Here is a 26,333-nt window from a genome sequence, read left to right as displayed (position 1 = left end):
CTGGCGAAGGTGGTGTCTTCAAGGATGCGCCCGGTGACTACCGGTAGGGCGCGTCCAGTTCCAGGTTCTTCGCGATCTGCCGTTCCCAGCGGTCGCCGTTCGCGAGCAGGCGCTCCTTGTCGTAGTAGAGCTCCTCCCGCGTCTCGACGGCGAACTCGATGTTCGGGCCCTCGACGATGGCGTCCACCGGGCATGCCTCCTGGCACAGGCCGCAGTAGATGCACTTGACCATGTCGATGTCGTAACGGGTCGTCCGGCGGCTGCCGTCGTCGCGCGGCTCGGCTTCGATGGTGATCGCCTGGGCCGGGCAGATGGCCTCGCACAGCTTGCAGGCGATGCAGCGCTCCTCCCCGTTGGGATAGCGGCGCAGGACGTGCTCGCCGCGGAAGCGCGGCGACTGCGGGCCGCGCTCGTGCGGGTACTGCACGGTCGCCTTCGGCTTGACCATGTACTTCATCGCCAGGCCGAAGGCCCCGACGAAGTCCATCAGGGCCGCGCCCCTGACTGCTTGTGAGATTCGCTGCATCATTTCGCGGTTACTTTCTCTTGCAGGCGTAGTCGGTCATGCGCTTGCCCGAGCCCTCGTCGCTGCGGACCAGTTCGCCGCCCCTGGCGGCGCAGGCCGCGCTGGCGGACTTCAGCGCATCGTAGCTGGCCACGCCGCCGGCCACGTCGGGGCCGCCCGGCGCACTGGCGCAGGCCGAAAGGGAAATCAGAAGGATGCTGGCCATGACGGTCCTCATGCACCCCCCGGACCGAAAACGCGCCACGCCGCGACAAAGGCGACGGCGACGAGCGAGGTCGGAAGGAAGACCTTCCAGCCCAGGCGCATCAGTTGGTCGTAGCGGTAGCGCGGCACGATCGCCTTCACCATCCCGAACAGGAAGAAGAAGAAGCAGATCTTCAGCACGAACCACATCAGGCCATAGAAGCTCTGCACCGTCGGCGGCCAACTGGCCACCCAGGGCAGATCGATCGGAGCCTGCCAGCCGCCGAAGAACATCACCGAGATCAGGGCGCACATCAGCACGATGTTCACCAGCTCGCCGATCATGAAGAGCAGGAACGGGCTGGACGAGTACTCGACCTGATAGCCGGCCACGAGCTCGGATTCGGCTTCGGGCAGGTCGAACGGCGGGCGGTTGGTCTCGGCCAGGGCCGAGATGAAGAAGATCACCGCCATCGGGACCATGATCAGCGCCAGCGGCAGGTTGGTCAGGCCAGGACCGCCGAACACGTTCCAGTTCCAGAACCCGCCGGCTTGCAGCTCGACGATCTTCTGCAGGTTCATCGTGCCCGACAGCAGGATGACGGTGACGATGACGAAGCCGATGGAGACCTCGTAGGACACCATCTGCGCAGCCGAGCGCAGCGAGCCCAGGAACGGGTACTTCGAGTTCGAAGCCCAGCCGCCCATGATGATGCCGTAGACGCCCAGCGAGCTGATCGCGAACAGGTACAGCACGCCGACATTGATGTTGGAGACCACCCACCCCGGCGCGAACGGGATCACCGCCCAGCCCACCAGGGCCAGGACGAAGGTCAGGACCGGCGCCAGCAGGAAGACGAACTTGTCCGCCCCGTCGGGGATGACGATTTCCTTCAGCACGAACTTGATCAGGTCGGCGAAGGACTGCAGCAGGCCGAAGGGGCCGACCACGTTCGGCCCTTTGCGCATCTGCACGCCGGCCCAGATCTTCCGGTCGGCGAGCATGAAGAAGGCCAGGGCCACCAGCAGCGGCAGCACGACCGCCAGGATCTGCGCGACCGTGATCAGGGTCCAGCCGCCGGGCGTGGTCCAGAAGGTGTTGGCGTCCATGCCCCTACTCCGCCGCGATCTTGGCGGCGCCGGAAGCCACGGCGGCGCACTCGGCCATCGTCACGCTGGAGCGGGCGATGGGATTGGTCAGATGGAAGGCCTTCACGGCGCTCTCGAACGGGGCGTCGGAAAGCTCGCCCTTCGCGCCCAGCAAGCCGAAGTCCAGGGCCGCGCCGGCGGCGCCGGGCGCATAGTCCACCTGGCCGAAGGTCGGATGGTCGGCGAAGAGCCTGGCCCGCAGTTGGACCAGGGTGTCGTAAGGCAGGGTCGCGCCCAGGCGGTCGGACAGGGCGCGGAACACCGACCAGTCCTCGCGGGCCTCGCCCTTGGGGAACACCGCGCGGAAGCCGAACTGAACGCGGCCCTCGGTGTTGACGTAGATCCCGTCCTTCTCGGTATAGGCCGCGCCCGGCAGGACCACGTCGGCCTTGTGCGCCCCGGCGTCGCCGTGCGTGCCGAGATAGACGGTGAAGGCGTCGCTGGCCTTGGCGTCGATCTCGTCGGCGCCCAGCAGGAACAGCACGTCCAGCGCGCCGGCCTGCACCATCTGCCTGGCGCTCTTGCCGCCCTCGCCCGGCACGAAGCCGAGGTCCAGGCCGCCGACGCGCGAGGCGGCGGTGTGCAGCACGTTCCAGGTCATGCCGAAGCTCTTGGCGACCGCGGCGGCGGCGGCGAGCACCGCCTGGCCGTCGTCGCGCGACAGGGCGCCCGCGCCGACGATGATCGCCGGATTCCTGGCTTCCTTCAGCGCCTTGACGAAGTCGTTCCTGGCGCGGCCCAGGCCCGACAGGGTCTGCGCGCCGGCGCCGAGATAGTCGTACTTGTAGGTCAGGTCAGCCTGCTCGCCGATCACGCCGACGCGCAGCGCGCCCGCCAGCCAGCGCTTGCGCAGGCGGGCGTTGAACACCGGCGCCTCGAGGCGCGGATTGGTCCCGACCAGCAGGATGACGTCGGCCTCTTCGATGCCGGCGATGGTCGAGTTGAGCAGCCAGCTCTCGCGCGGACCGGCGCCCAGCGCCATGCCGTCCTGGCGGCAGTCGATGTTGGCCGAGCCCAGGGCCTCGAACAGGTCCTTGGCCGCCTTCATGGATTCGACGTCCTGCACGTCGCCGGCGATCACGCCGACGCGGTCAGGCGTCGTGGCCTTCACCTTGGTGGTGATCAGCTCGAAGGCCTCGCTCCAGGTCGCCGGTTGCAGGCGTCCGTCCTTGCGGATGAACGGCCGGTCCAGGCGCTGGCGCGAGAGACCATCGACCGCGTAGCGGGTCTTGTCGCTGATCCACTCCTCGTTGACCTCTTCGTTCAGCCGCGGCAGCACGCGCAGAACCGCCGGGCCGCGGCTGTCGATGCGGATGGCCGAGCCCAGGGCGTCCATCACGTCGACGCTCTCGGTCTTCTTCAGCTCCCACGGACGGGCGTTGAAGGCGTAGGGCTTGGAGGTCAGCGCGCCCACCGGGCACAGGTCGATCACGTTGGCGGACAGTTCCGAGGCGACCGACTTGTCCAGATAGGTCGTGATTTCAACGTCTTCGCCGCGGGAGATGAGACCGATGTCCGGCACGCCGGCCACTTCGGTGATGAAGCGGACGCAGCGCGTGCACTGGATGCAGCGGGTCATGACCGTCTTGATCAACGGCCCCATGTACTTCTCTTCGACGGCCCGCTTGTTCTCGGCGTAGCGGCTGTCGTCGCGGCCATAGCCCATGGCCTGGTCCTGCAGGTCGCACTCGCCGCCCTGGTCGCAGATCGGGCAGTCGAGTGGGTGGTTGATGAGCAGGAACTCCATCACCCCTTCGCGGGCCTTCTTCACCATCGGCGTGTTGGTGAAGATCTCCTGGTTCTCGGCGGCCGGCAGCGCGCACGACGCCTGCGGCTTCGGCGGGCCGGGCTTCACCTCGACCAGGCACATGCGGCAGTTGCCGGCGATGCTCAGGCGCTCGTGGTAGCAGAAGCGCGGGATCTCCTCCCCGGCCAGCTCCGCCACCTGCAGAACCGTCATGCCAGGTTCGAACTCGACCTCGACGCCGTTGACTTTAGCCTTGGGCATTAGGGGTTACTCCGCCGCTTGCAGGGAGGCGCCCTGCACATGCGGCCTTCCGGCCCGATATTGGGTGATGCGGTCTTCCACCTCGTGGCGGAAGTGACGGAACAGGCCCTGGATCGGCCAGGCGGCCGCATCGCCCAGGCCGCAGATCGTGTGGCCCTCGACCTGGCTGGCGACGTCCAGCAGCATGTCGATCTCGCGCATCTCGGCTTCGCCGGTGACCATGCGCTCCATGACCCGCCACATCCAGCCGGTGCCCTCGCGGCACGGCGTGCACTGGCCGCAGCTCTCGTGCTTGTAGAAGTACGACAGGCGCGCGATCGCCTTCACGATGTCGGTGGACTGGTCCATCACGATCACCGCGGCGGTGCCCAGGCCCGACTTCAGCGCCGAGAGGCTGTCGAAGTCCATCAGCGCGGTCTCGGCCTCGTGGGCCGGGATCATCCGCACGGACGAGCCGCCCGGGATCACCGCCTTGAGGTTGCCCCAGCCGCCCCGGACGCCGCCGCAGTGCTCTTCGAGCAACTGCTTCAGCGGGATCGACATGGCCTCCTCGACCACGCACGGCTTGTTCACGTGGCCCGAGATGGCCATCAGCTTGGTGCCGGTGTTGTTCGGACGGCCAAAGCCCGCGAACCACTCCGCGCCGCGGCGCAGGATGGTGCCGACGACCGAGATCGACTCGACGTTGTTGATGGTGGTCGGGCAGCCGTAGATGCCGGCGCCGGCCGGGAACGGCGGCTTCAGGCGCGGCTGGCCCTTCTTGCCTTCCAGGCTCTCCATCAGCGCGGTTTCGTCGCCGCAGATATAGGCGCCGCCGCCGTGGGTGACGTGCAGGTCGAAGTCCCAGCCGTGGACGTTGCCCTTGCCGATCAGCTTGGCCTCGTAGGCCTGCTTGATCGCCGCCTCCAGGCGCTCGCGCTCATGCACGTATTCGCCGCGGATATAGACGTAGCAGGTGTGCGCCCGGATCGCGTAGCTGGCGATCAGGCAGCCCTCGATCAGCAGGTGCGGGTCGTTGCGCAGGATCTCGCGGTCCTTGCAGGTGCCCGGCTCGGATTCGTCGGCGTTGACCACCAGATAGTGGGGCCGCTCGCTCTCCTGCTTGGGCATGAAGGTCCACTTGAGGCCGGTGCCGAAGCCCGCCCCGCCGCGTCCGCGCAGGCCCGAAGCCTTGATCTGGTCGCAGAGCCATTCCGGCGTCTGCTTCAGCATCTCGCGGGTGCCGTTCCAGGCGCCGCGCTGCTTCGCGCCCTCCAGGCCCCAGTCATGGAGCCCGTAGAGGTTCGTGAAGATGCGGTCCTTGTCTTGGAGTATGCCGACCAAGGCCCCTAAACTCCCTTATTCGCGCGGGCTTCCCGCACGACCAAAATCATCCCGCTCACTGGGCCGGCTCCTTCGCGCCCTTCGACGGCTTGGGCGCGTTGGGCAGCGACTTGATCGGCTTGGCGCGCGTCCCGTCATAGAGCGAGGCGTCGCTCAGGGTCAGCGGGCCGCCGTCGGGCGCGGAGCCCTGGCGGCCGATCACCGAGCCCGGCGCGCGCGGCGTGCCGGCGGCGAACTCGTCCAGCACCTGGTCGAGCGTCTCGACCGTGAGGTCTTCGTAGTAATAGTCGTTGATCGCGGCCATCGGCGCGTTCGAGCAGGCGCCCAGGCACTCGACTTCCTGCCAGTAGAACTTGCCGTCGGCCGACAGGTGATCCTTCGGGCCCAGCCGCTTCTTGCAATGGGCCATCAGCTCGTTGGCGCCGCGCAGCGCACAGGGCGTCGTGCCGCAGACCTGCACCAGGGCGTGGCTGCCGACCGGCTCGAGCATGAACATGGTGTAGAAGGTCGCGACCTCCAGCACCCGGATCTGGGCCATGCCCAGCAGCTCGGCGACGGTGCGGATGGCGGGCTCGGAGACCCAGCCTTCCTGCTTCTGGACCAGCCACAGAATCGGAATGACCGCCGATTGCTGGCGGCCGGCCGGGAACTTGGAAATCCACCACTCCGCCGTCTTCCGGGTCTCCGCGGAGAACTCGAAGCTGGCGGGCTGGTTCGGAGAGAGGCGGCGAACGCTCAAGCGATCCTCACTTCACGAAGTCGACGCGGACGATCTTGGCGTCCGAGACGGTGTAGATGGCGGCGACCTCGAAAGGATCGGCGTCCGGCGAACGCTTCACCCGCTCATGGTCGATGACCCGGTTGCCGACCACGATGCGGTTCAGCAGTTCGGCATGATTGTGCGGGAAGTCGGCGAAAACCTGCTGATACTTGGCGCGGTAGGCGTCGATCCCGGAGATCGTCACCGCCCCGTTCAGGTCGGCCACGATCACGTCGTCGGCGAAGCAGGCGACATGCCCGTCCAGGTCCTGGGCGTTGTACGCCTCGAGCTGGGCCTCGGCCACGTCGAAGGGGCTGATGCAAGCGGGCGCGCTCAACGGTCGATCTCCCCGAACACGATGTCCAGCGAGCCGAGGATGGCGGACACGTCGGCCAGCATGTGGCCGCGGTTCAGCCAGTCCATCGCCATCAGGTGCGGATAGCCCGGAGCGCGGATCTTGCAGCGGTACGGCCTGTTGGCGCCGTCGGAGACGACGAACACCCCGAACTCGCCCTTCGGCGCTTCCACGCAGGCATAGACCTCGCCCGGCGGCGTGCGGAAGCCCTCGGTGTAGAGCTTGAAGTGATGGATGAGCGCTTCCATCGAGCGCTTCATCTCGCCCCGGCGCGGCGGCGCGAACTTGTTGTCCTCGGTCAACACCGGACCCGGTGTTTTCTTAAGCCGTTCAACGCACTGGATGATGATCTTCGCGCTCTGGCGCATCTCTTCCATACGGCAGAGATAGCGGTCGTAGCAGTCGCCGTTGACGCCCAGCGGAATGTCGAACTCGAAGTCGTCGTAGCACTCGTAGGGCTGGCTGCGGCGCAGATCCCAGGCGATGCCCGAGCCGCGCACCATCACGCCCGAGAAGCCCCAGCGGATCGCCTCTTCCTTCGACACCACGCCGATGTCGACGTTGCGCTGCTTGAAGATGCGGTTGCCGGTGATCAGCTTGTCGATGTCGCGGATCGGGCGCTCGAAGGCCACGGCCCAGTCGCCGATGTCCTGGATCAGCGCGTCGGGCAGGTCCTGGTGGACGCCGCCCGGGCGGAAGTAGTTGGCGTGCAGGCGCGCGCCGCAGGCGCGCTCGTAGAACACCATCAGCTTCTCGCGCTCTTCGAAGCCCCACAGCGGCGGGGTCAGCGCGCCGACGTCCATCGCCTGGGTGGTGACGTTGAGCAGGTGGTTCAGGATCCGGCCGATTTCCGAGAACATCACCCGGATGATCGAGCCGCGGATCGGAACCTCCAGGCCCAGCAGCTTCTCGATGGCCAGGCAGAACGCATGTTCCTGGTTCATCGGCGCCACATAGTCGAGGCGATCGAAGTACGGGATGTTCTGGAGGTAGGTCCGGTACTCCATCAGCTTTTCGGTGCCGCGATGCAGCAGGCCGACGTGCGGGTCCACCCGCTCGACGACTTCGCCGTCCAGCTCCAGGACCAGGCGCAGAACGCCGTGGGCCGCCGGGTGCTGCGGGCCGAAGTTGATGTTGAACTTGCGGACCGGGGTTTCCGGGATCGCGACCGGGTTCGAAGCGTCGTCGGCCATTACTTCGCCTCCGCCTTTTCATCGCCCGGCAGCACGTACTCGGCGCCTTCCCAGGGCGAGAGGAAGTCCCAGTTGCGGTATTCGACCGACTTCACCGGCTCATAGACCACCCGCTTCAGCTCGTCGTCATAGCGCAGCTCGACATAGCCGGTCATCGGGAAGTCCTTCCGCAGCGGATGGCCGTGGAAGCCGTAGTCGGTCAGGATGCGGCGCAGGTCCGGGTGGCCCTCGAAGAACACCCCGTACATGTCGAACGCCTCGCGCTCGTACCAGTCGGCGCAGGGGAAGACGCCCGTCACGGTCGGAACCGGGGTGTCCTCGTCGGTCTGCACCTTGAGCCGGATGCGGCTGTTCCTGGTCATCGACAGCAGGTGGTAGACCACGTCGAAACGCTGGGCGCGCTCGGGATAGTCGACGCCGCAGAGGTCGATCAGTTGGTGGAAGCCGAACTGGTCGCGCAACTGGGTCAGCGCCTCGACCACGCGGTTGGCCGGCGCCGTCAGGGTCAGCTCGCCATAGGCGACATGGAAACCGGCGATCGCGCCGGTTCCCGAGGTCAGGATCTCGTTGCCCTGCGCCTGCAGGGCGTCTTCGGTCACGGGCCAGCTCATCGCTCGATGGTCCCTGTCCGGCGGATCTTCTTCTGCAGTTGCAGCACGCCGTAGACCAGCGCCTCAGCCGTGGGCGGGCAGCCGGGCACATAGATGTCGACCGGAACGATCCGGTCGCAGCCGCGCACCACCGAATAGGAGAAGTAATAGTAGCCGCCGCCGTTGGCGCACGAGCCCATCGAGATGACGTAGCGCGGCTCCGGCATCTGGTCGTAGACCTTGCGCAGGGCCGGGGCCATCTTGTTGCAGAGCGTGCCGGCGACGATCATCACGTCCGACTGGCGCGGCGAGGCGCGCGGCGCGAAGCCGTAGCGCTCCAGGTCGTAGCGCGGCATCGAAGCCTGCATCATCTCGACCGCGCAGCAGGCCAGGCCGAACGTCATCCACATGAGCGAGCCGGTGCGCGCCCAGGTGATCAGATCGTCGGCGGCCGCCGTGATGAAGCCCTTGTCGGCCAGTTCGTTCGACACGCCGTCGAAGAACGGGTCGTGGAGCTTGGGGTCGTAGCCTTCGACCGTCGAACGGCCGGCCGAACCCGCGGGAACGATCACTCCCATTCCAGGGCGCCTTTCTTCCACTCGTAGATGAAGCCGACGGTCAGCACGCCCAGGAAGGTCATCATCGACCAGAAGGCGAACTGTCCGAGCTCCTGCGGCAGCTTCATGAGCGACACCGCCCACGGGAACAGGAACGCCACTTCAAGGTCGAAGATGATGAAGAGGATCGAGACCAGGTAGAACCTGACGTCGAACTTCATGCGCGCATCGTCGAAGGCGTTGAAGCCGCACTCGTAGGTGGACAGCTTCTCAGGGTCCGGCGCCTGCGGAGACAGCGTGGCCGAAGCCACGATGAATGCGAGGCCCAGGGCGGTCGCGATCCCAAGGAAGATCACGATGGGCAGATACTGCAAAAGAAAGGCGTTCATGGAATCCTCGAAGGAGTCGCGCGCCCTTCTAGACCAGCATCGCGCAGGGTTCAAACGGCGTGGTGCGACCGGTGGTATCGCAAATGCGCGCAACCTGCATCGTCTGTTAAATCCGCGCCCCGCGCCTGTGATCCAGGCTCACAGTTCTTCCCTCGAACAGAAATTACGATTGATAATCACTCGCAACACTTAAGCCCCCTCCCGGCCCTTCCTGCGGGAAAACGCCGGCCGAGGCGGTTTATCCACAACTCAGCGAGATTGGTCGTTGACACGATTCAGGTGCGGTCATATCAGACGCCCCTCGCGGCGACGTCGCCGTCACGCGGATGTAGCTCAGTTGGTTAGAGCGCCGGCCTGTCACGCCGGAGGTCGCGGGTTCGAGCCCCGTCATTCGCGCCACTTCTTCCTGAAAACTCAGAAACATAACCCGGCGCAGCCCCTGCGCTCGGACAGGCTTGACCGTCACCCGCAACGCGCGATCACCTGCTGCGACGTCGGGAGGATGACGAGATGAAGCTCTACCGCACCCTGGCGGCCCTGACGGCCTGGTTCGGACTGCTGCTTCAGTACTATCTGATCGTCCAGGGACAGACGGGACCGGCCTTCGCCGCCCGCACGGTCAATTTCTTCAGCTACTTCACGATCCTCAGCAACCTCCTGGCGGCCATAGCCCTCTCGGCCCCGGTCGTGGCGCCCGCCAGCCCGATCGGCCGGTTCGTCGGCGCGCCGGCCGTCCGCACGGCCATCGTGCTCTATACGAGCGTCACCGCCGCGACCTACATCGTCGTCCTGCAGGGCCTGTGGCGGCCGCAGGGCCTGCAATGGGTCGCCGACACGACGCTGCACTATGTGACGCCCGCCCTGTTCCTGATCGACTGGCTGGTCTTCACGCCCAAGGGGACGCTGCGAGCCGCCTCGCCCCTCCCCTGGCTGCTGTTTCCGCTGGCCTACGGCGTCTACAGCCTGGCGCGCGGGCCGCTCTCTGGGTTCTACCCCTATCCGTTCCTGGATGTTTCGCAGCTTGGCATGAGCAAGGTGCTCGTGAACCTGGCCCTGATGAGCCTCTTCTTCCTCGCCACGGGCCTCGGCTTCGTCCTGCTGGACCGGCTGCTCAGACGTCGCCGCGCCTAGGACGCCGCAGGGGCCTCGCGCATCGCCTTCAGCGCCCCGGCCCAACGCACCAGTTCGTCGAGCATGGTCTTGGCCGAGACCTCGTGGATGTCGTTGGGGGTGAAACGCTTCTCGGCGTCCAGGTGCTGCGGGAACATCGGGATCATCACCTGCTCGGGCAGCGGCATGATCTTGAAGCTGGTCATCATCAGCTTCTCGGCCTGGGTGGCGCGGATGCCGCCCGAGACGCCGCCGTAGCTGACGAAGCCGGCGACCTTGTTGTGCCACTCCAGCACCAGATAGTTCATCGCGTTCACCAGCGAGGGCGGCGGTCCGAAATTGTATTCCGGCGTCACGAACACGAAGGCGTCGGCGCGCTCGACGCTGGCGCTCCAGGCCTTGGTGTGGTCGTGCTCGTACTTCTTCATCCGCGGGTGATGCGGCTCGTCGAAGACCGGCAGGTTGTAGTCGGCCAGATCCTCCAGGCTGACGTCGAAGCCGCCATGCGCCTTCGCATAGCCCTCGAACCATCGGCCGATGGAGATCCCCACGCGCCCCGGGCGGGTGGAGCAGACGACGACATTGAGCTTCAGCGACATGACGACCTCGGGCTATCCAGGACGCCAGCTATAGCGCCTTGAAGGCCCGCCGCCATCGCTATCCGGGCGGGCCCCGCTCGAAGGTCGGCAGGCCGGGGGTCATCTGATGCCAGGAGGGCGCCTCGAGGGTCCAGATGTGCATGCCCGGCGACAGCGCCGACGGATCGTCCAGTCCGCCCAGCTTCACGGCGATGAACGGCAGCACCACCGGGTCGGAATAGAGCGGCGTGCCGCAGTCGGGGCAGAAGGCGCGCGAGACGTCCTGGCCGCTGCCGCCCGGACTGGCGAAGGCCTTCGGGCTTCCCTTGGTCACCTCGAACCCCTCGCGCATGACCAGGGCCACATAGTTCGGTCCGCCGCCGGAACTGTACTGGCACTGGCGACAGTGGCAGACGCCCACGCCCACGGGCGGCTGGTTGATCTGGTAGCGGACGGCGCCGCAGGCGCAGCCGCCCTGAAGCTGGCTCATCTGGCTCTCTCCCCTACCCTAGCTCACCAGCTCCGCGCTCTTGGCGAGCACGAAATCATTCGGATCGGGCGCCAGGGTGGCCCGCCAGTAGTCGACCAGGGCGAACGGCCAGTTCTGGCTGACCCGCCCGGTCTCGTTCTTGTACCAACTGGTCACCTGCGGTGCGCCCCAGGCCATCAGGCGGTTGCCGGCATCGATCTTCTCGTTGAAGGCGTCGTGCACCTCGCGCCGCGGCTCCATCGAGACCGCGCCCGTCTCGGCCAGCAGCTTCAGGCAGCCGACGATGTAGCGAACGCTGCACTCGGAGAAGAAGATGATCGAACCGTTGACCACGATGTTGGTGTTGGGGCCGTAGATCATGAACAGGTTGGGAAAGCCCGGCGTCGTCATGCCCAGATAGGCCTTGGCGTCCCCGCCCCAGGTCTCGTGCAGGTCGGCGCCGCCGCGCCCCTTGATCGTCATCGGATAAAGGAACTTCGAGGCGTAGAAGCCGGTGCCGTAGATGATCACGTCGAACTCGCGCGCGGCGCCGTCGGCGGTGACGATCCCGGTCTCGGTGATCTCGGAGATGGCCTCGGTCACCAGCTCGACGTTCGGCCGCTGCAGGGCGGCCATCCAGACCCCGTTGTCGAGCAGCGAGCGCTTGCCCCCGATCGGATATGTCGGGATGACCTTCTCCACCAGGTCGGGACGATCGGGCGCCTGGGCCGCGATCGCGGTGGCGATCATGTCGCGGAAGCCCTGGTTGAGCGCGCTGACCGCGGTCGGAGGGCCGCTCCAGGCCGGATCGGCGGTGACCATCGGCAACAGGCCGTCGGTGACCATCCAGAACATCCAGAACCGGTACCATTTGTCGTAGAACGGCACGTGCTCCATCAGCCAGTTCATCCCCTCGGGGACGTCCTCGTGATAGTGCGGCACCGGGAAGCCCCACGGCGGCGTGCGCTGGAAAACGGTCAAGGTGCCGACCTTGCCGGCGATCTCCGGCACGAACTGATAGGCGCTGGCCCCGGTGCCGATCACCGCCACCCGCTTGCCCGTCAGGTCGACGTCGTGACGCCATTCGGCCGAGTGGAACGCCGGGCCGGCGAAGCGCTCGCGGCCCTTGATCTCCGGATAGCGCGGACGATTGAGCTGGCCGACCGCGGTGATCACCGCATTGGCCTCGACGTGCTCGACGCCGCTTTGCGTGCGCAGCCGCACCTTCCAGACCCCGCGGCGGTCGTCCCAGACCATCTCCTCGACCGTCGTCGAGAAGCGGATGTGCTTCTTCAGGTCGTGCCTGGCCGCGACGCCGCGGAAATAGTCCAGCAGCACGGGCTGGGTCGAGAAGTGCTGCGGCCAGAAGTGGTTCGGCTCGAAGCTGTAGGAGTACATGTGATTGGAGGAGTCGACCCGGCACCCCGGATAGGTGTTCTCCAGCCAGGTGCCGCCGACGTCGGCGTTCTTGTCGACCACCTGGAACGGCACGCCGGCCTGCTCCAGGCGCAGCGCCGTCAGCAGGCCCGACATCCCGGCCCCGACCACCAGCACGTGCAGCCGCCGCGCCACGGTCTTCAGGTCGGGCGACCAGTCCGGATCCTTGGAGGAATGACCGTCGAGCGCCAGTTCGTCGGTCAGGAACTCGCCATAGCCGTCGGGAATGTCCGCGCCGGCGACGAAGCTCATCATCTGGCGGACCATTTCGGGCGACGGCGTCGGCGCCATCGGGGTCTTGCCGGTCAGGTAGTTAGTGATCGCGACCTTGGCGAGACTGCGCATCCGGGCCTGCTCGGCCTCCAGCACCCCGGTCTCGCCGCGCGACAGCGGCGTATAGGTCGGCCGCCACTCGGGCCGCAGCCAATCTGGATCGCCCGTCAGGTGCACCAGCGCCGCCGACAGCGCAGGCAGATGCGCCGTCTCCAACGCCCGGTCGAGAGGCCCGAGGTCCACCGCCATGACACGTCTCCGCCCTGGATTATCGTTGTTATCCGGGAAGACTACGCCTCTCCCCGCCCAGGGAAAGGGCGCCGTCGCGTCAGCCTCAGGCGTGGATGCGCACCGGCAGGGTTTCGTAGCCCTTCACGAAGCTGGAGCGCACGCGCCGCGGCTCGCCGACCACCTCGACATGGGCGAACCGCTTGAGGATTTCCTCCCAGACGATGCGCAGTTGCATCTCGGCCAGGCGGTTGCCGACGCACCGATGAATCCCGAAGCCGAACGACAGGTGCTGGCGCGGGCGCTCCCGGTCGATCAGGAAGCTTTCGGGGCGGTCGATGACCTCGTCGTCGCGGTTGCCCGAGACGTACCACATCACCACCTTGTCGCCCTTGCGGATCAGCTTGCCGTTCAGCTCGACGTCTTCCAGCGCGGTCCGCCGCATGTGGGCCAGCGGCGTCTGCCAGCGGATGATCTCCGAGACCATCGAGGGGATGAGCGAGGGGTCGGCGCGCAGCTTGTCGTACTGGTCGGGGTTCTGGTTGAGGGCCAGCAGGCCGCCGCTGATCGAATTGCGGGTGGTGTCGTTGCCGCCGACGATCAGCAGGATGATGTTCCCCAGGTACTCGTCGGGGCTCATGTTCCGCGTCGCCTCGCCATGGGCGAGCATCGAGACCAGGTCGCCGGCTGGCGGCTGGTTGACGCGCTGGTTCCAGAGTTCGGTGAAGCTGGCCAGGCACTCCATCAGCTCGGCCTGCCGCGCCTCCTCGGTCTCGCAGAGCGCGCCGGGCATCGGGATGCAGGTCGCCACGTCCGACCAGCGCGTCAGGCGCCGCCGATGCTCGAACGGATAGTCGAACAAGGTCGCCAGCATCTGGGTGGTCAGTTCGATCGACACCCGGTCGACCCAGTCGAAGGTCTCGCCCACCGGAAGCTCGTCGAGGATGCGGCCGGCGCGCTCGCGGATGATCGGCTCCAGCACCTGCAGGTTGGCCGGCGACACCACCGGGCTGACGGTCTTGCGCTGAACGTCGTGCTTGGGCGGGTCCATGGCGATGAAGCTGGGCCGCCGCAGGTCGGGACGCGCGTCGCGGATGGTGATGCCGCCCAGCGCCGCCTCCGACGAGAAGACCCCGTGATTGGTGTCCACCGCCATGATGTCGTTGTACTTGGTGATCGACCAATAGGGGCCGAACTCGCTGTCCCTGCACCAGTGGACGGGCTCCTCCCGGCGCAGCCGCTCGAAGAACGGCCAGTGGGTGTCGGTGCGGAAGAGCTCGGGATCGCCCGGGTGGAACTCGTCCAGCGGCGTTGAATAGGCGCGTGCCCTCGCCTCGTCGGCCAGCTTCATGGCGCCGTCAGCCATCGCGCGATCTCCCTATGTGATCGGCGCATGGTCGGTGGCCTACGCCGTTGGATCGATCAAAACCCAAACGGCGCCCGGCCACAACAACCCTTTGAAACCAAACTAAGTTCGGTTCCCCGCTTCCAGTCCCTGCGCCTGCCTGATCCGCGCCATGACGTCCGGCGCCAGCGTCTTTCCCGAGGCGTCCAGGTTCTCGACCAGGTGCGCCATACGGGTCGTGCCCACCACCGCACAGGATACGTTGGCGTCGGCCAGCACATAGGCCAGCGCCGCCTGCGAGGCCGTCATGCCGGGCAGTTCGCCCAGGAAGCCGAACCTCGCGCCCCTGGCGATGTCGGCGCGATGGTTCTTCAGCGCCCTCAGCGCGTACCAGACGTCGCGGGGCGCGCGCAGGCGCAGGACCTGACGGTTGACGTGCCCCATGGCCAGGGCCATGCCGGCCAGCACGCCCTTGCCCTGCCCCGCCGCCTTGGCGATCAGCGAAGCGCGTTCGGGACGCAGGACATTGTAGTCGACCATGACCACGTCGAACTGCGGCAGCCCGACGATGTGATCGATCACCGCCGGATCGAAGCTGTTGGCCCCCAGCGCCCGAACCAGGCCGCGCCGCTTCAGCCCCTCCAGCATGGCCAGCATCCCGTCGTCCAGCTCGGCGACCGCCGGCCCGTGCAACTGCAACAGCGGCAACGCCTCCAGGCCCAGATTGCGCAGGCTGCGCTCGACGCTGGCCTCGATCGCCGCGGGGCGGAAGTCACGAGCCACCCGGCGGCCGTCATGGAACGTCCCGGCCTTGGTCGCGACCACCACCTGGTCCAGGGACCGGCCCTTCAGCGCCCGCCCCAGCCGGGGCTCGGCCTCGCCGCCGGAATAGGCCGCGCCCGTATCGAAGAAGGTGACGCCCAGGTCGAGCGCGGCGTGCACCAGTCCCAGGGCCTGACGCTCGTCAAACGCCTTTTGCCCCCACCAACTGGCGCATCCCAGGCCGATCTCCGACACGGAGAGGCCAGTCCCGCCCAGGGCGCGGTAGTGCATGTCAGAGCTTCTCCGCGGCGCGTCCAGCCGGTGGGTTAGCCCTTTCCCCGCCCAGGACACAAGCGGCCCACGAACGCCGAGGCCACGCGCCCTCGACAGCGACCCTGGCGCGCGAGCAACCCGCTCTCACGAAGAGAGCGGAAAGCTAGACTATCCACCATAAACTTAAGTTATAATGACACAAAATGCGTGCACATTGATCGCCACTCACACAATAGCTTCACTAGAAGTCGCCTTAATATATCTTAACAAGCGGAACTATACGACACACAAAAGGCGAACGTTTCTAAAACTTGCTGCACGCTTACCTCAGGTCGAAACCCCACAACACCATCGCGCACCTTGAATACGCAATTTGGAGCGACTAGTAACAACGTTCTCTGAAACCGGCGCGCCAACCTCGCGGCTGGCTGACGCTTGAGTTCGGACAGGGGGAGGAACCATGGACGGGGCCGCGAGCGCCCCGCACGGAAGAGGGCTGTGCGTATGAGCGATGGTTTCCCGAAAGACGTCATCGCGCTGATACCGATGATGCGCGCCTATGCGATGAGCCTCACTCGGTCCCGACCCGAAGCGGACGACCTGGTTCAAGACACGCTGGTGCGGGCCTGGCGCTTCCGCGACGCCTACCAGCCGGGCACAAACCTCAAGGCCTGGCTCTACAAGATCCTCCGCAACATCTTCTACACAAGCCACGCGCGGCGGCCGTTCGTCGTGCAGGACGTCGACGGCCGGCTCACGGCGCAGTTGGCGTGCACGCCGAGCCAGGAATGGCAGGTTCGGTTCGGCGAGTTGTTGCGCTCCCTGGACCGGTTGACGCCCGACACCCGCGACGCCCTGCTGCTCATCGTGGTCGCAGGCCTGAGCTACGAAGAGGCGGCCGAGGTCTGCGGATGCGCCGTCGGCACCTTGAAGAGTCGGGTCAGCCGAGCCCGCCGGCGCCTGGCCGACCTCCTCGACTACGAACTCCCCTCGGCCCGACGGCATCCGCCACGACGCCAGTCCGACATGACGACCTACGCCTAGGCGCGAATGAACTCCCGCACCAAGCTCGGCGTTTTGCGTCAGCAACGACCGGGGGCCCTCAACGTTCGGATCCGTGCAGATGACCACACCAAACGGCCTCGCCTGTCCCTTCCGTCGCCTGACGCTGGTCGGCGCGACGATCATCGCCCTGATCAGCACGGCCCCGGCCCGCGCCGCCGAGGACGTCGACGCCAAGCTCCAGCGCATCGAGGCGCTGCTGGTGGACCAGTCCGCCCGCCTCGCCGCCCAGGAGCGCAAGCTGTCCGAACAGGCCGCGTTGATCCAGCAGCAGCAGAACGAACTGCGGGCCCTGCGCGACGGGCGCGAAGACAATCTGGCCGAGCTCCGCGCCGGTCGCGCCGCGGCGCCCCAGCAACAGCCGGGCGCTCTGGGCCCACCGGCGGGACCGCCGCCCAGGACGACCGCGCAACTGCCGTCCGGTCCGGTCGGCGAGGCCCCGGCGCCGACCACGACGGAGCAGAAGGCGCGCGAAGTCGCCGCCATCCCCGAGCGGCTGGGCGTGCTCACCCCCAAGGGCCGCTTCGTGGTGGACCCGGCGATCGAATATGTCCGCACCGGCGCCAACCGGCTGACCTTCCGGGGGGTCGAGGTCGTGCCGGGCATCAATCTTGGCCTGATCGAGGCCGGCGACGCCGACCGCGACGCCGTCATCGGCTCGGTATCGGCGCGCTACGGGCTGACGGACCGCATCGAGGTCGAGGCCCGCGTCCCGTATGTCTATCGCCACGACCGCGTCACCACCGTCGCGGCGGCCGACCAGGCCGTCGTCCGCACGCTCGAACTGGACGCCAACGACATCGGCGACATCGAGGTCTCGGGCCGCTACCAGATCAACAGCGGGAAAGGCGGCTGGCCGATCTTCGTCGCCGGCCTGAGGGTCAAGTCCGACACCGGCGTCGGTCCCTATGACGTGGAGTTCGACAGGTTCGCGGTCGCCAAGGAATTGTCGACCGGCTCAGGCTTCTGGGCGAGCGAACTGGGCGTCACCATGCTCTACCCCTCCGATCCGGCGGTGATCTACGGGGGCGTCAGCTACCTCCACAGCTTCGGGAAGGACGTCAACAAGCAGATCGGCGACAACATCCTCGTCGGCAATGTCGACCCCGGCGACGGCCTCAGCGCCAGCATCGGCTTCGGCCTGGCCCTGAACCCGAAATTCTCCGTCTCGTTCGGCTATTCGCACCACTACATCTTCCCCACCGACACCGAGATCAACGGGACGACCCAGAGCTCCAACAGCCTGTCGATCGGCGCGCTGCAGATGGGCCTCTCCTATCGGCTGAACCAGCGCTTCACGCTCATCAACAGCTTCGAGTTCGGGGTCACCAGCGACGCGCCCGACATGCGCCTGACGCTCCGCGTGCCCTACACGTTCTGAGGATCATCGGAGCGCAGCGTCCCGAAGCGCGGAATTGGCCGCGTCGAGCATCTGGATGTTGGCCCGCTCCTGGAGCGCCGACTGCTGGAACTGGGTCAGTTCGGGGATCGCCAGGTCGATCTGCACCTCCTGACGGATGTCGCGGTTGCTGGCCGTGTTGACGACGATGTTGGCGATGCGTTCGGCGTTCAGTTCATGCAGCACGGCCGTCGAACCGCCGTCGCCCGGCACGACCAGGCCCGGCAGGCTCTCGGCGGCGCCCGACAGGGTCACCCCCTGCCCGCCTGGCCCGATGGCCGAGGGCGACTGGCTCTGCACCGCGCCCTGGTCGGTCCACACCAGGCGGGTCTCCAGCACCAGCGCGCCATCCACGAAGGTCCGCACCGAGGCGCCGAACCCCACCTCCAGGCCGGTCGGCAACTTCAGCCCGCCCCGCTCGGCCGCCAGTTCCTCGTCGGTGAGCGGCGCGGCCGCGACCAAGGCCTCGGCGGCCGCCACGCCGGGAAGCGCCGCGGGGGCGAAGATCAGGAGCAAGGCGGCGAAGAAGGCGGTGCAATTCATGGCCGCCCCTCAGAAGCCGGCCGGCGGCCGGCCCTCCTGCACCACCTGGTAAACCGGCGGCAACTGCAGCGTGAAGGCGGCGAGCGAGTCGTCGGTGAGCGGCCGCCCCATCGGCGCGGTCGGGACGGACGCCCACTCGGCGCTGGTGTTGTAGAGCCCGTCCGTCGGCCCGGCGTGGATCCCGAAGACGATGCCGCTCCAGATCTTCTCGAAGTCGGCCTGCCGATAGGACTTCATCCCGAGCGCGGGATCACCGACCAGGATGCGGCCCGCGCCGGCCCCCTTGATGACGACGAAGTGCTTGTAGCTCCCGACCGTGATGACCGCGATCGAGGGCGACTTCATGTGCGCCAGGACGTCGGCGCTGACCCGGTATCCGTCGGCCTTGTAGCCCCTGGAGGCCAGATAGCGCTTCATATCCAGCAGCGAGAAGCCGACCTTCCGGATCTGGGCCTGGTCGCCCTGGACGTACATCGCCTTGAAGATCTCGCCCTCGGTGACGTCGACCCCGTAGTGAAAGCGCAGCAGGGTGGCGAGGGCGGCCGAGCCGCAACTGTAGTCGTATTGCTGGCGCACCACGGTGCGGAACGGCATGTCGCGCAGCGTGGTCACGCCGCCCAGGGCGTAGAGCGCTCCGCCGTCGGTGAAGGCGATCTGCGCCGCCGCAGGCGCCGCCAGGGCCGCCGCGCCGCTCAGCGCCGCGGCCAGGACAAGTCGGTGGCTTGACCACATGGCTGGCGTCCTAGGGCACGCCGCCGGTGGCGATGTTGACGCTGATGACGCCCTGCAGATTGTTGTTGTTGCCGGTGTTGACCACGAAATTCCCGATCCCGGAGTAGTCGCCGGTCGAGAAGTCGACATTGCCGGTGACGACCTGATTGGCCTCCACCGAGCCGGAATTGCTGGCGGTCAGTTGCTGGTTCGAGAGCGCCTCGACGACCACGCCGGCGCCGCCGCTGATGGCGCCGAGCTCAGCCTCGCTGATCGCGGGTTGCGACGCTGCGACGGGGTCGATCGGCGCGATAGGCGTGGTCTCCTGGGCCAGGGCCATGCCGGCCATGGCGGTCGAGGCGATCGCGGCTCCCACGAACCAGCCGGTCTTCGACGTGGACATCGCTCCCTCCAAGTCCCCAGCTCTTCCTCGGGCGCTGGAACGAAGACGGGCCGGCGTCTGCGACGCCGGCCCGAGATCACGCTTACTGACCGAAGCTGATGTTGGCGTTCGCCGAAAGCGACGTCGCAGCTTGACCCAGCGAGTTGAGGCCGGTGTTGGCGTTGGCCGTCTGGATGCCGCCGAACGCAGCGCCGTCGAACGACGCGTTGCCGGTGGTGATCGTGCCGGTCGCGCCATCCCCTCCGTTGTTGGTGACCGGAGCGCCGGTGACCGTGCCGCTGAGGGTCTGGGTGGAGACGGCCGTGTAGGTGGCCGTCGTCGAGTTGTCCGAGTTGTCCGAGTTATCGGAATTGTCGGTCGTCGAACTGTTCGAATTGTCCGAATTATCGGAATTGTCGGAGTTGTTCGAGTTATCCGAATTATTCGAGTTGTCGGTCGTCGAATTATCCGAGTTATCCGAATTGTCGGAGTTGTCCGAGTTGTCCGAGTTGTCCGAATTATTCGAATTGTCGGAGTTGTTCGAATTATCGGTCGTCGAGTTGTTCGAATTGTCGGTCGTTGAATTGTCGGAGTTGTCGGTCGTCGAGCTGTTCGAGTTGTCGGTGTTGGCCTGAGTCACTGTCGCAGCCGAGCCGTTGTCGGTCGTCGTGTTGTCGACCTGCGCGACGGCCATGGTGCTCATGCCGAGGCCGATGGCCAGCGCGGCAGCCGATGTAAGGAGCTTGGATTTCATTAGGTCACCCTCCCAGGGTCGCTAGAGTCTGGAGGCGCCTGTCCTCCGGCGGCCAGAACCGCGGAGCGCCGGGAGAGTTCGGATCACATGACCGTGAGCCCAAAATGTGAAGCGCACGGCCCCCATGGGGGAGAGCGGCGTCGGACGATAGTTATGCTCGCGAGGGCCGGGATGACGTGACGCTGGCCGATGCCTACTCCGGCCGAGCCGTCGACATCCTGCGCAGCGCCAACCTCAATGGGGCGGCCCGGTTGGCCGAGGCGGCAAGCCGCCGCTTCGCTTTTCGCCACAGCACGCCTACAGCATTGGGGCCAATGACGGCCTCGGGCTGGTTCGAGATCGGCTGCTGAACCAGCGTGTCATCGCCCCGATCCACGTAACATTCGCTGCACATCGCCAACCGCTCGGACCAGTGGAACGGCTGATCAGCCGGAATGTCGGGCCGCCAGCGCTCGCGCCGTTCGTGAGCGAATTCGCCCCGTTGCATCGATTCCGCGCGGGTCATCATCCGACGCGTGATCTGTTCAGGCGAGCGGTACATGAATTGCCGAAGCCGGATCGGCTCGGGATAGATCGGCCCCCAATTTTCCGGGGGGAGACGATCCAGGCCCCACCAATGGCGAATGAAGCGGACCTCGCTGTAACCCGACGGCACATAGTAGTGGAGCACCTCGCGCCACGTACGGCTGCCGTCATAGCTGCCCGGATCGAGCAGGTACGAGGCGTGGTCCTGTTCTGTGAAGAGGTAGTTGTAGCTGCTTACCCACACCGCATTGTAGCGGCGCGGCACTCTCGCCAGGAACTCCCGCGGATCGTCGACATAGGCTTCGTCTGCGTCGAGCTTGCACCACCAGTCTCCCCGCCGGGCGCGATCGCGATAGTGGGTGAACACCCGGTCCCGCAAGCTGTCGCAGAAGGCGCTCGGATCCTGTCGATATGGCACGATCACGGAGTTGGCGGCCGCGGCCTCGTTGACGAGGTCCCAGGTCTCGTCTTCGCTTCCATTGTCCAGGACGTAGATGCTGTCGGCCCATTCCGAAGCAGCCGCCAGCGTCTGGGCGACGACATCCGACTCATTCTTGACGAGACAGATTGCATGGATCGCCATGGGCATGGCTCCAAGAAAATTAACCATAACCCGGTCGGTTCAGAATGACAATTAGGGGTTATTAACCAGTCCAGACGTCAGGATCGGCGGATGGGAACTCGTGCACTATTGAGTCCACACATCGGGAGGGAGCCAGATACTCTACGGTAGAGCTACGATCGCGCCGCCCTCACAACTGGAATACAGCGCCCCGGACGTCGGAAAGTGGAGGAATGGTGGGCGGCGAGGGGTTCGAACCCCCGACCCCCTGGGTGTAAACCAGGTGCTCTGACCAGCTGAGCTAGCCGCCCTCATAGAATCGAAAAAAGGCGACCCCCGCGTCGGGGGGCCGCCTTTGAACGTAACCGTTGTGACGGTTCTTAGTTCAGCGAGCCCTTGAGGCCTTCGCCGACGCGGAAGCGCGCCGTCTTGGAGGCCGGGCGGCTCACCGTCTCGCCGGTGCGCGGATTACGCGCGGTGCCGGCCGCACGGGTCACCGGCACGAAGCTGCCGAAACCGACGAGTCGGACTTCTTGGCCCGCCTTCAGCGACGCGGTGACGCTGTCGATGAACGCTTCCAGAGCGTCCTTCGCCTGAGCCTTGTTGAGGCCCGCCTTGTCGGCGATCGCCGTGACGAGTTCGGCCTTGGTCATTTCTTGTCTCTCCCAGCCCGTTATCTCAAACCGCGAACCCCTCGCGGAAGCGCGAGGCTGCTTCGCGTTGCGCGATTATGGCGGTCGATTCTCGCCCGTCAAACAAAGGCGGCGCGGGAAGCCCCCGCGCCGCCTGGATTCACCGTATTTTTCCACCGATTAGTGGGTGATCACAGCCTCGTCGGCGGCGTCGTCGGCCGGAACCGATACCGCGGGTTGGTCAGCAGGGTTCCATTCGATCGGCGTCAAGGGCTGAATCAGCGCCCGGGCCAGCACCTCGTCGACGTTGGAAACCGGCACGATCTCCAGCGCCGATTTGACGTTGTCGGGGATGTCGGCCAGGTCCTTCACGTTCTCCTGCGGGATCAGCACGGTCTTCACGCCGGAGCGCAAGGCCGCGAGCAGCTTCTCCTTCAGGCCGCCGATGGCCGTCACCCTGCCCCGCAATGTGACCTCGCCGGTCATGGCGATGTCCTTGCGGATCGGGATTCCGGTCAGCACCGAGACGATGGCCGTGGCCATCGCCGCGCCGGCGGACGGGCCGTCCTTGGGCGTGGCCCCATCCGGCACGTGGATGTGCACGTCGGTCTTCTCGAAGACCGGCGGCTCGATGCCGAAGTGGGTGGCCCGGCTGCGGACATACGAGTTCGCCGCCGCGATGGACTCCTTCATCACGTCCTTCAGGTTGCCCGTGATGGACATGCGGCCCTTGCCCGGCATCTTGACCGCTTCGATGGTCAGGATGTCGCCGCCGAACTCGGTGTAGGCCAGACCGGTGATGATGCCGACCTGATCCTCCTCGTCCGTCTCGCCGTAGCGGTACTTGCGCACGCCCGCGTACTTGGCCAGCCGCTCGTCGTCGACCGTGATCGACTTGACGTTCTCGCGGGCCAGGTCCCGAACCGTCTTGCGCGCCAGGTTGCCCAGTTCCCGCTCGAGCGAGCGGACGCCGGCTTCCCGGGTGTAGTAGCGGATCAGGTCGCGGATGGTCTCGGTCGGAACGACGAATTCTTCCGGCGTCAGGCCATGGTCCTTGGTCAGCTTCGGCAGGACGTGGCGCTTGGCGATCTCCACCTTCTCGTCCTCGGTGTAGCCGGGGATGCGGATGATCTCCATGCGGTCCAGCAGCGGCTGGGGCATGTTCAGGCTGTTGGCCGTGGTGACGAACATCACCGGCGACAGGTCGTAGTCGACTTCCAGATAGTGGTCGCCGAACGTCGAGTTCTGCGCCGGATCCAGCACCTCGAGCAGGGCCGAGGCCGGGTCGCCGCGATAGTCCGAGCCCATCTTGTCGATCTCGTCGAGCAGGAAGAAGGCGTTGGTCGACTTGGCCTTCTTCATCGACTGGATGATCTTGCCGGGCATCGAGCCGATGTAGGTCCGACGGTGGCCGCGGATCTCGGCCTCGTCACGCACGCCGCCCAGGGAGACGCGCACGAACTCACGGCCGGTCGCCTCGGCGATCGACTTGCCCAGCGAGGTCTTGCCCACGCCGGGAGGACCGACCAGGCAGAGGATCGGGCCCTTGAGCGAGCCGGTCCGCGCCTGCACGGCGAGGTACTCCAATATCCGCTCCTTGACCTTCTCCAGGCCGAAGTGGTCGCGGTTCAGGACGTCCTCGGCCTTGCTCAGGTCGATGGGCCTGGTCTTGGTCTTGCCCCACGGGATCGAGAGCAGCCAGTCGAGGTAGTTCCGCACGACGGTCGATTCCGCCGACATCGGGCTCATGTTGCGCAGCTTCTTGAGCTCGCCCTCGGCCTTGGTGCGGGCCTCCTTGGAGAGCTTGGTCTTCTTGATGCGCTTTTCGAGCTCGATCAGTTCGTCGCGCTGATCGTCCTGTTCGCCCAGCTCGCGCTGGATCGCCTTCATCTGCTCGTTGAGATAGTACTCGCGCTGGGTCTTCTCCATCTGCCGCTTCACGCGGTTCCGGATCTTCTTCTCGGTCTGCATGACCGAGATCTCGCCCTCCATCAGGGCGTAGACCTTCTCCAGGCGCTTCACGACGTTGAAGATCTCAAGCAGGCTCTGCTTCTCGGCGATCTTCACCGAGAGATGCGAGGCGATGCGGTCGGCCAGTTCGCCGGGCGCGTCGACCTGGGGCATGGAGGCCAGGGCCTCCGGCGGCACCTTCTTGTTCAGTTTGACGTAGTTCTCGAACTGCTCGACGACCGCGCGCGACAGCGCCTCGGCCTCGGGCGAGGCCGCGCCGTCTTCGGAGATGAAGGCGATCTCGGCTTCGTAGAACTCTTCTTGCGCGGTGAAGCGGGAGATGCCGGCGCGCGCCTTGCCTTCCACCAGCACCTTCACGGTGCCGTCGGGAAGCTTCAGCAACTGCAGAACCGTGGCGACGACCCCGACGTCATAGATGGCCTCGGGCGACGGATCGTCGTCGTCCTTGTCCTTTTGGGTCGCCAGAAGGATCTGCTTGCCTTCGCCCCGCATCGCCTCTTCGAGCGCGCGTACGGATTTCTCCCGGCCCACGAAGAGCGGCACCGGTTGATGCGGGAACACCACGATGTCCCGCAGCGGTAGAATGGGAAGGGTCTTAATCTCGGACATGATGCGTTCTTAAACTCCTGCCGGCCTGTTGGGGGATCAGGCTCGGCCCCCGGACCGCGGTCACTTCAGACGATGCGTCTGAGTCGGACGGCCCGTCCGCCTTCGAAGGCGGCTTATCGGTTCATTTATGTGGACGCTTCCGGCCGTCATTCAAGCGCAGCCGCAATTATGCCCGGCGAAGTGTCTAGGGAAGATGACGCCCGATACTCAAGCGGCGCCAGACTGTTCGGCCGCTTTTGCAGCGTTTTTCAACATTTCATCCAGAGCTTTGCGGTCGAAATATTGGCCCTTGAGCACCACGCCGCCGATGGCGCGGGTCGCGGCGATGTCGCTCAGCGGATTGCGCTCCAGGATCAGGATGTCGGCCGTCTTGCCGGCGGCCACCGCGCCGTAGCGATCGGCATGCCCCAGGAAGCGCGGTCCGTTGATCACCGAGGCCTGCAAGGCCTGAAGCGGCGTGAGGCCCGCATCGACATAGATCTGCAGCTCGTCGTGCAGGCCCACGCCCGGATAGTTGAACGAGTTCAGGAACCCGGCGTCGGTGCCGGCCAGGATCGACACCCCCGCCTGCTGCAGCATCGGCACGAGCGAGGCGTTCTTCTCATAGACCGCATGGCGGCGCGCGACGGCCTCCGCATCGTCCTTGGCCGCCCGCTCCACGCGCCAGGCGTAGGTGGCCTGCAGGCCCTTGCCGATATAGGCCAGGTAGGGGTCGTTCCTGTGGTCGTCCTGGTCGAGATAGGCCGTCACGCGGCTGCCGTTCAGCGTCGGCGAGACATAGGTCCCACGCGCCGCCAGGCGTCGGAAGCCGGCCATGGCCGTCGCCTCGTCGAAGGACGCCAGGGTCCGGGCCGTCGCCTCCCCGCTGGTGATCTTGCCGGCCGCCACGTCGGCGGCGATCTGCGCCTCGTCCGGAGAGCCCAGGCGCAGCGCATAACCCATGTGCTCGATGGAGCTGAGGCCGGCCTCGCTGGCGGCGTCGACGGTGATCGCGGCCGGGATGTGCGCCGAGGTCTTCAGGCCCCGCCCCTTGGCCTGGCGCACCGCGTAGAGGAAGAGGTCCGGCGTCAGGGTGTTCTCGGTGATCTTGACGAAGTCGACCTTCATGCCCTGGAGCTTGTCCAGCGCGGCGTCGACCTCGGCCGGCGAACCGACCTCCAGCGTGCCCTTCCAGATCGGCTTCAGGCCTTCGATCTTCGGCCCCGAGGAATAGATGGTCGGGCCGGTCAGGGCGCCCGACGCCACCTCTCCGCGCCAGGCCAGCACCTGCTGGGGCAGGTCGCCAGAGGCGTCCCGCACCGTGGTGATCCCATGCGCCACATAGAGCGGCAGCAGCGCCCTGTTCTCGCCGACCAGTTCGGGGCCGCCGCCGAAGTGGACGTGGTTGTCCCATAGGCCGGGCATCACGAACCGGCCCTTGGCGTCCACGACCTGACGGGCCTTGAAGGCCGCCCTGGCTTTCGACGTGGGCTGCACCGCGACGATGCTGTCGCCGCGCACGGCCACCGCCTCGCCCTTCGCCAGCTTGCCGTTCGCCACGTCGATCACGGTGGCGTTGACGATCAGCAGGTCCACCTGCTCGGCCGCGCGGGCGGCTCCGCCCAGCGAGAGGGCGCCGGCGAGCACGGTGGTCAGGACGAGGTTACGCATGAGGGCCTTCCGCGATTCCGAAGGC

27 protein-coding genes and 2 tRNA genes are annotated in these 26,333 nt (G+C 66.4%); 4 read left to right on the top strand and 25 right to left on the bottom strand.

Features of this window, described 5'->3' with window-relative positions:
• Window positions 1-37: 37 nt before the first annotated feature.
• From nuoI to RTL41_RS10555, 11 genes are read right to left on the bottom strand one after another with little or no spacing between them, the layout of a single operon-like run.
• Complete coding sequence (gene nuoI, locus RTL41_RS10605; RefSeq protein WP_056734505.1) at window positions 38-529, bottom strand: NADH-quinone oxidoreductase subunit NuoI; 492 nt, start codon at window positions 527-529, stop codon at window positions 38-40.
• A gap of 7 nt (window positions 530-536) precedes the next feature.
• On the bottom strand, window positions 537-731 hold the full coding sequence (locus RTL41_RS10600; RefSeq protein ID WP_312164129.1) for a hypothetical protein: 195 nt from the start codon (window positions 729-731) through the stop codon (window positions 537-539).
• A gap of 8 nt (window positions 732-739) precedes the next feature.
• Window positions 740-1,819 (bottom strand): NADH-quinone oxidoreductase subunit NuoH, encoded by a 1,080-nt coding sequence (nuoH, locus tag RTL41_RS10595; RefSeq protein ID WP_312164126.1) that lies wholly within the window; start codon window positions 1,817-1,819, stop codon window positions 740-742.
• A 4-nt stretch (window positions 1,820-1,823) separates the two neighbouring features.
• On the bottom strand, window positions 1,824-3,866 hold the full coding sequence (gene nuoG, locus RTL41_RS10590) for an NADH-quinone oxidoreductase subunit NuoG (RefSeq protein WP_312164124.1): 2,043 nt from the start codon (window positions 3,864-3,866) through the stop codon (window positions 1,824-1,826).
• A 6-nt stretch (window positions 3,867-3,872) separates the two neighbouring features.
• Complete coding sequence (nuoF, locus tag RTL41_RS10585) at window positions 3,873-5,189, bottom strand: NADH-quinone oxidoreductase subunit NuoF (RefSeq protein ID WP_312164123.1); 1,317 nt, start codon at window positions 5,187-5,189, stop codon at window positions 3,873-3,875.
• Between the two features lie 55 nt (window positions 5,190-5,244).
• Window positions 5,245-5,928 carry an NADH-quinone oxidoreductase subunit NuoE gene (nuoE, locus tag RTL41_RS10580; RefSeq protein WP_312164122.1) on the bottom strand — a complete coding sequence of 228 codons (684 nt, stop codon included), beginning with the start codon at window positions 5,926-5,928 and terminating at the stop codon, window positions 5,245-5,247.
• A 7-nt stretch (window positions 5,929-5,935) separates the two neighbouring features.
• The gene (locus RTL41_RS10575; RefSeq protein ID WP_312164120.1) at window positions 5,936-6,286 is read right to left on the bottom strand and encodes a nuclear transport factor 2 family protein; all 351 of its coding nucleotides are present in this window, start codon (window positions 6,284-6,286) and stop codon (window positions 5,936-5,938) included.
• On the bottom strand, window positions 6,283-7,497 hold the full coding sequence (locus tag RTL41_RS10570; RefSeq protein WP_312164118.1) for an NADH-quinone oxidoreductase subunit D: 1,215 nt from the start codon (window positions 7,495-7,497) through the stop codon (window positions 6,283-6,285). Before RTL41_RS10570 ends, RTL41_RS10575 begins: the two co-directional genes overlap by 4 nt.
• Window positions 7,497-8,108, bottom strand: a complete 612-nt coding sequence (locus tag RTL41_RS10565; protein WP_312164116.1) for an NADH-quinone oxidoreductase subunit C — start codon at window positions 8,106-8,108, stop codon at window positions 7,497-7,499. The genes RTL41_RS10570 and RTL41_RS10565 overlap by 1 nt, the downstream gene beginning before the upstream one ends.
• Window positions 8,105-8,686 (bottom strand): NADH-quinone oxidoreductase subunit B family protein, encoded by a 582-nt coding sequence (locus tag RTL41_RS10560; protein WP_267233039.1) that lies wholly within the window; start codon window positions 8,684-8,686, stop codon window positions 8,105-8,107. The genes RTL41_RS10565 and RTL41_RS10560 overlap by 4 nt, the downstream gene beginning before the upstream one ends.
• Window positions 8,656-9,033, bottom strand: coding sequence for an NADH-quinone oxidoreductase subunit A (locus tag RTL41_RS10555; protein WP_056018620.1), 378 nt, complete (start codon window positions 9,031-9,033; stop codon window positions 8,656-8,658). Before RTL41_RS10555 ends, RTL41_RS10560 begins: the two co-directional genes overlap by 31 nt.
• Before the next feature lie 322 nt (window positions 9,034-9,355).
• On the opposite strand from RTL41_RS10555, the gene RTL41_RS10550 reads away from it, so the two are divergent.
• Together RTL41_RS10550 and RTL41_RS10545 are read left to right on the top strand one after the other, a co-directional pair.
• Window positions 9,356-9,432: transfer RNA gene (locus tag RTL41_RS10550), tRNA-Asp, on the top strand.
• Between the two features lie 111 nt (window positions 9,433-9,543).
• Window positions 9,544-10,164: a Pr6Pr family membrane protein gene (locus tag RTL41_RS10545; protein ID WP_312164112.1), complete on the top strand. Its 621-nt coding sequence runs from the start codon at window positions 9,544-9,546 to the stop codon at window positions 10,162-10,164.
• On the opposite strand, the gene RTL41_RS10540 is transcribed toward RTL41_RS10545, so the two are convergent.
• The 5 genes from RTL41_RS10540 to RTL41_RS10520 form a co-directional block, all read right to left on the bottom strand.
• A complete protein-coding gene (locus tag RTL41_RS10540) occupies window positions 10,161-10,742 on the bottom strand; it encodes an NAD(P)H-dependent oxidoreductase (RefSeq protein ID WP_312164110.1) in 582 nt (193 codons plus the stop codon). The two genes, RTL41_RS10545 and RTL41_RS10540, sit on opposite strands and share 4 nt — an antisense overlap.
• 58 nt (window positions 10,743-10,800) lie before the next feature.
• Window positions 10,801-11,211 carry a GFA family protein gene (locus RTL41_RS10535; RefSeq protein ID WP_312164108.1) on the bottom strand — a complete coding sequence of 137 codons (411 nt, stop codon included), beginning with the start codon at window positions 11,209-11,211 and terminating at the stop codon, window positions 10,801-10,803.
• 18 nt (window positions 11,212-11,229) lie between these two features.
• A complete protein-coding gene (locus tag RTL41_RS10530) occupies window positions 11,230-13,149 on the bottom strand; it encodes an NAD(P)/FAD-dependent oxidoreductase (RefSeq protein ID WP_312164106.1) in 1,920 nt (639 codons plus the stop codon).
• 85 nt (window positions 13,150-13,234) lie between these two features.
• A complete protein-coding gene (locus RTL41_RS10525) occupies window positions 13,235-14,494 on the bottom strand; it encodes a cytochrome P450 (RefSeq protein ID WP_312164104.1) in 1,260 nt (419 codons plus the stop codon).
• 102 nt (window positions 14,495-14,596) lie between these two features.
• Entirely contained in the window at window positions 14,597-15,526 is a 930-nt protein-coding gene (locus RTL41_RS10520) for an aldo/keto reductase (protein ID WP_312164102.1), read from the bottom strand.
• A 486-nt stretch (window positions 15,527-16,012) separates the two neighbouring features.
• Here RTL41_RS10520 and RTL41_RS10515 point away from each other — a divergent pair, with 486 nt between their 5' ends.
• Together RTL41_RS10515 and RTL41_RS10510 are read left to right on the top strand one after the other, a co-directional pair.
• On the top strand, window positions 16,013-16,552 hold the full coding sequence (locus tag RTL41_RS10515; RefSeq protein ID WP_312164099.1) for a sigma-70 family RNA polymerase sigma factor: 540 nt from the start codon (window positions 16,013-16,015) through the stop codon (window positions 16,550-16,552).
• A 79-nt stretch (window positions 16,553-16,631) separates the two neighbouring features.
• Window positions 16,632-17,951, top strand: a complete 1,320-nt coding sequence (locus RTL41_RS10510; RefSeq protein ID WP_312164097.1) for a transporter — start codon at window positions 16,632-16,634, stop codon at window positions 17,949-17,951.
• A gap of 3 nt (window positions 17,952-17,954) precedes the next feature.
• Here RTL41_RS10510 and RTL41_RS10505 read toward each other — a convergent pair whose 3' ends face one another.
• The 9 genes from RTL41_RS10505 to RTL41_RS10465 all read right to left on the bottom strand — a co-directional run bounded on the left by RTL41_RS10505 (window position 17,955) and on the right by RTL41_RS10465 (window position 26,308).
• Window positions 17,955-18,512 carry a hypothetical protein gene (locus tag RTL41_RS10505; protein ID WP_312164095.1) on the bottom strand — a complete coding sequence of 186 codons (558 nt, stop codon included), beginning with the start codon at window positions 18,510-18,512 and terminating at the stop codon, window positions 17,955-17,957.
• A 9-nt stretch (window positions 18,513-18,521) separates the two neighbouring features.
• Complete coding sequence (locus tag RTL41_RS10500; RefSeq protein WP_312164093.1) at window positions 18,522-19,244, bottom strand: C39 family peptidase; 723 nt, start codon at window positions 19,242-19,244, stop codon at window positions 18,522-18,524.
• 10 nt (window positions 19,245-19,254) lie between these two features.
• Complete coding sequence (locus RTL41_RS10495; RefSeq protein ID WP_312164091.1) at window positions 19,255-19,626, bottom strand: hypothetical protein; 372 nt, start codon at window positions 19,624-19,626, stop codon at window positions 19,255-19,257.
• An 82-nt stretch (window positions 19,627-19,708) separates the two neighbouring features.
• On the bottom strand, window positions 19,709-20,359 hold the full coding sequence (locus RTL41_RS10490) for a hypothetical protein (protein ID WP_312164090.1): 651 nt from the start codon (window positions 20,357-20,359) through the stop codon (window positions 19,709-19,711).
• A 193-nt stretch (window positions 20,360-20,552) separates the two neighbouring features.
• On the bottom strand, window positions 20,553-21,467 hold the full coding sequence (locus RTL41_RS10485) for a glycosyltransferase family 2 protein (RefSeq protein ID WP_312164088.1): 915 nt from the start codon (window positions 21,465-21,467) through the stop codon (window positions 20,553-20,555).
• 213 nt (window positions 21,468-21,680) lie between these two features.
• Window positions 21,681-21,757, bottom strand: a tRNA-Val gene (locus RTL41_RS10480).
• Between the two features lie 69 nt (window positions 21,758-21,826).
• Window positions 21,827-22,099 carry an HU family DNA-binding protein gene (locus RTL41_RS10475; protein ID WP_056018577.1) on the bottom strand — a complete coding sequence of 91 codons (273 nt, stop codon included), beginning with the start codon at window positions 22,097-22,099 and terminating at the stop codon, window positions 21,827-21,829.
• A 159-nt stretch (window positions 22,100-22,258) separates the two neighbouring features.
• The gene (gene lon, locus RTL41_RS10470; protein WP_312164083.1) at window positions 22,259-24,658 is read right to left on the bottom strand and encodes an endopeptidase La; all 2,400 of its coding nucleotides are present in this window, start codon (window positions 24,656-24,658) and stop codon (window positions 22,259-22,261) included.
• A gap of 207 nt (window positions 24,659-24,865) precedes the next feature.
• Window positions 24,866-26,308, bottom strand: coding sequence for an amidohydrolase family protein (locus RTL41_RS10465; protein WP_312164081.1), 1,443 nt, complete (start codon window positions 26,306-26,308; stop codon window positions 24,866-24,868).
• Between the last annotated feature and the right edge of the window lie 25 nt (window positions 26,309-26,333).

Origin of the sequence: Phenylobacterium sp. (assembly GCF_031984885.1) — a bacterium.
Taxonomy (GTDB): Bacteria; Pseudomonadota; Alphaproteobacteria; order Caulobacterales; family Caulobacteraceae; genus Phenylobacterium.
This window is presented reverse-complemented; position numbering and strand designations above follow the sequence as displayed.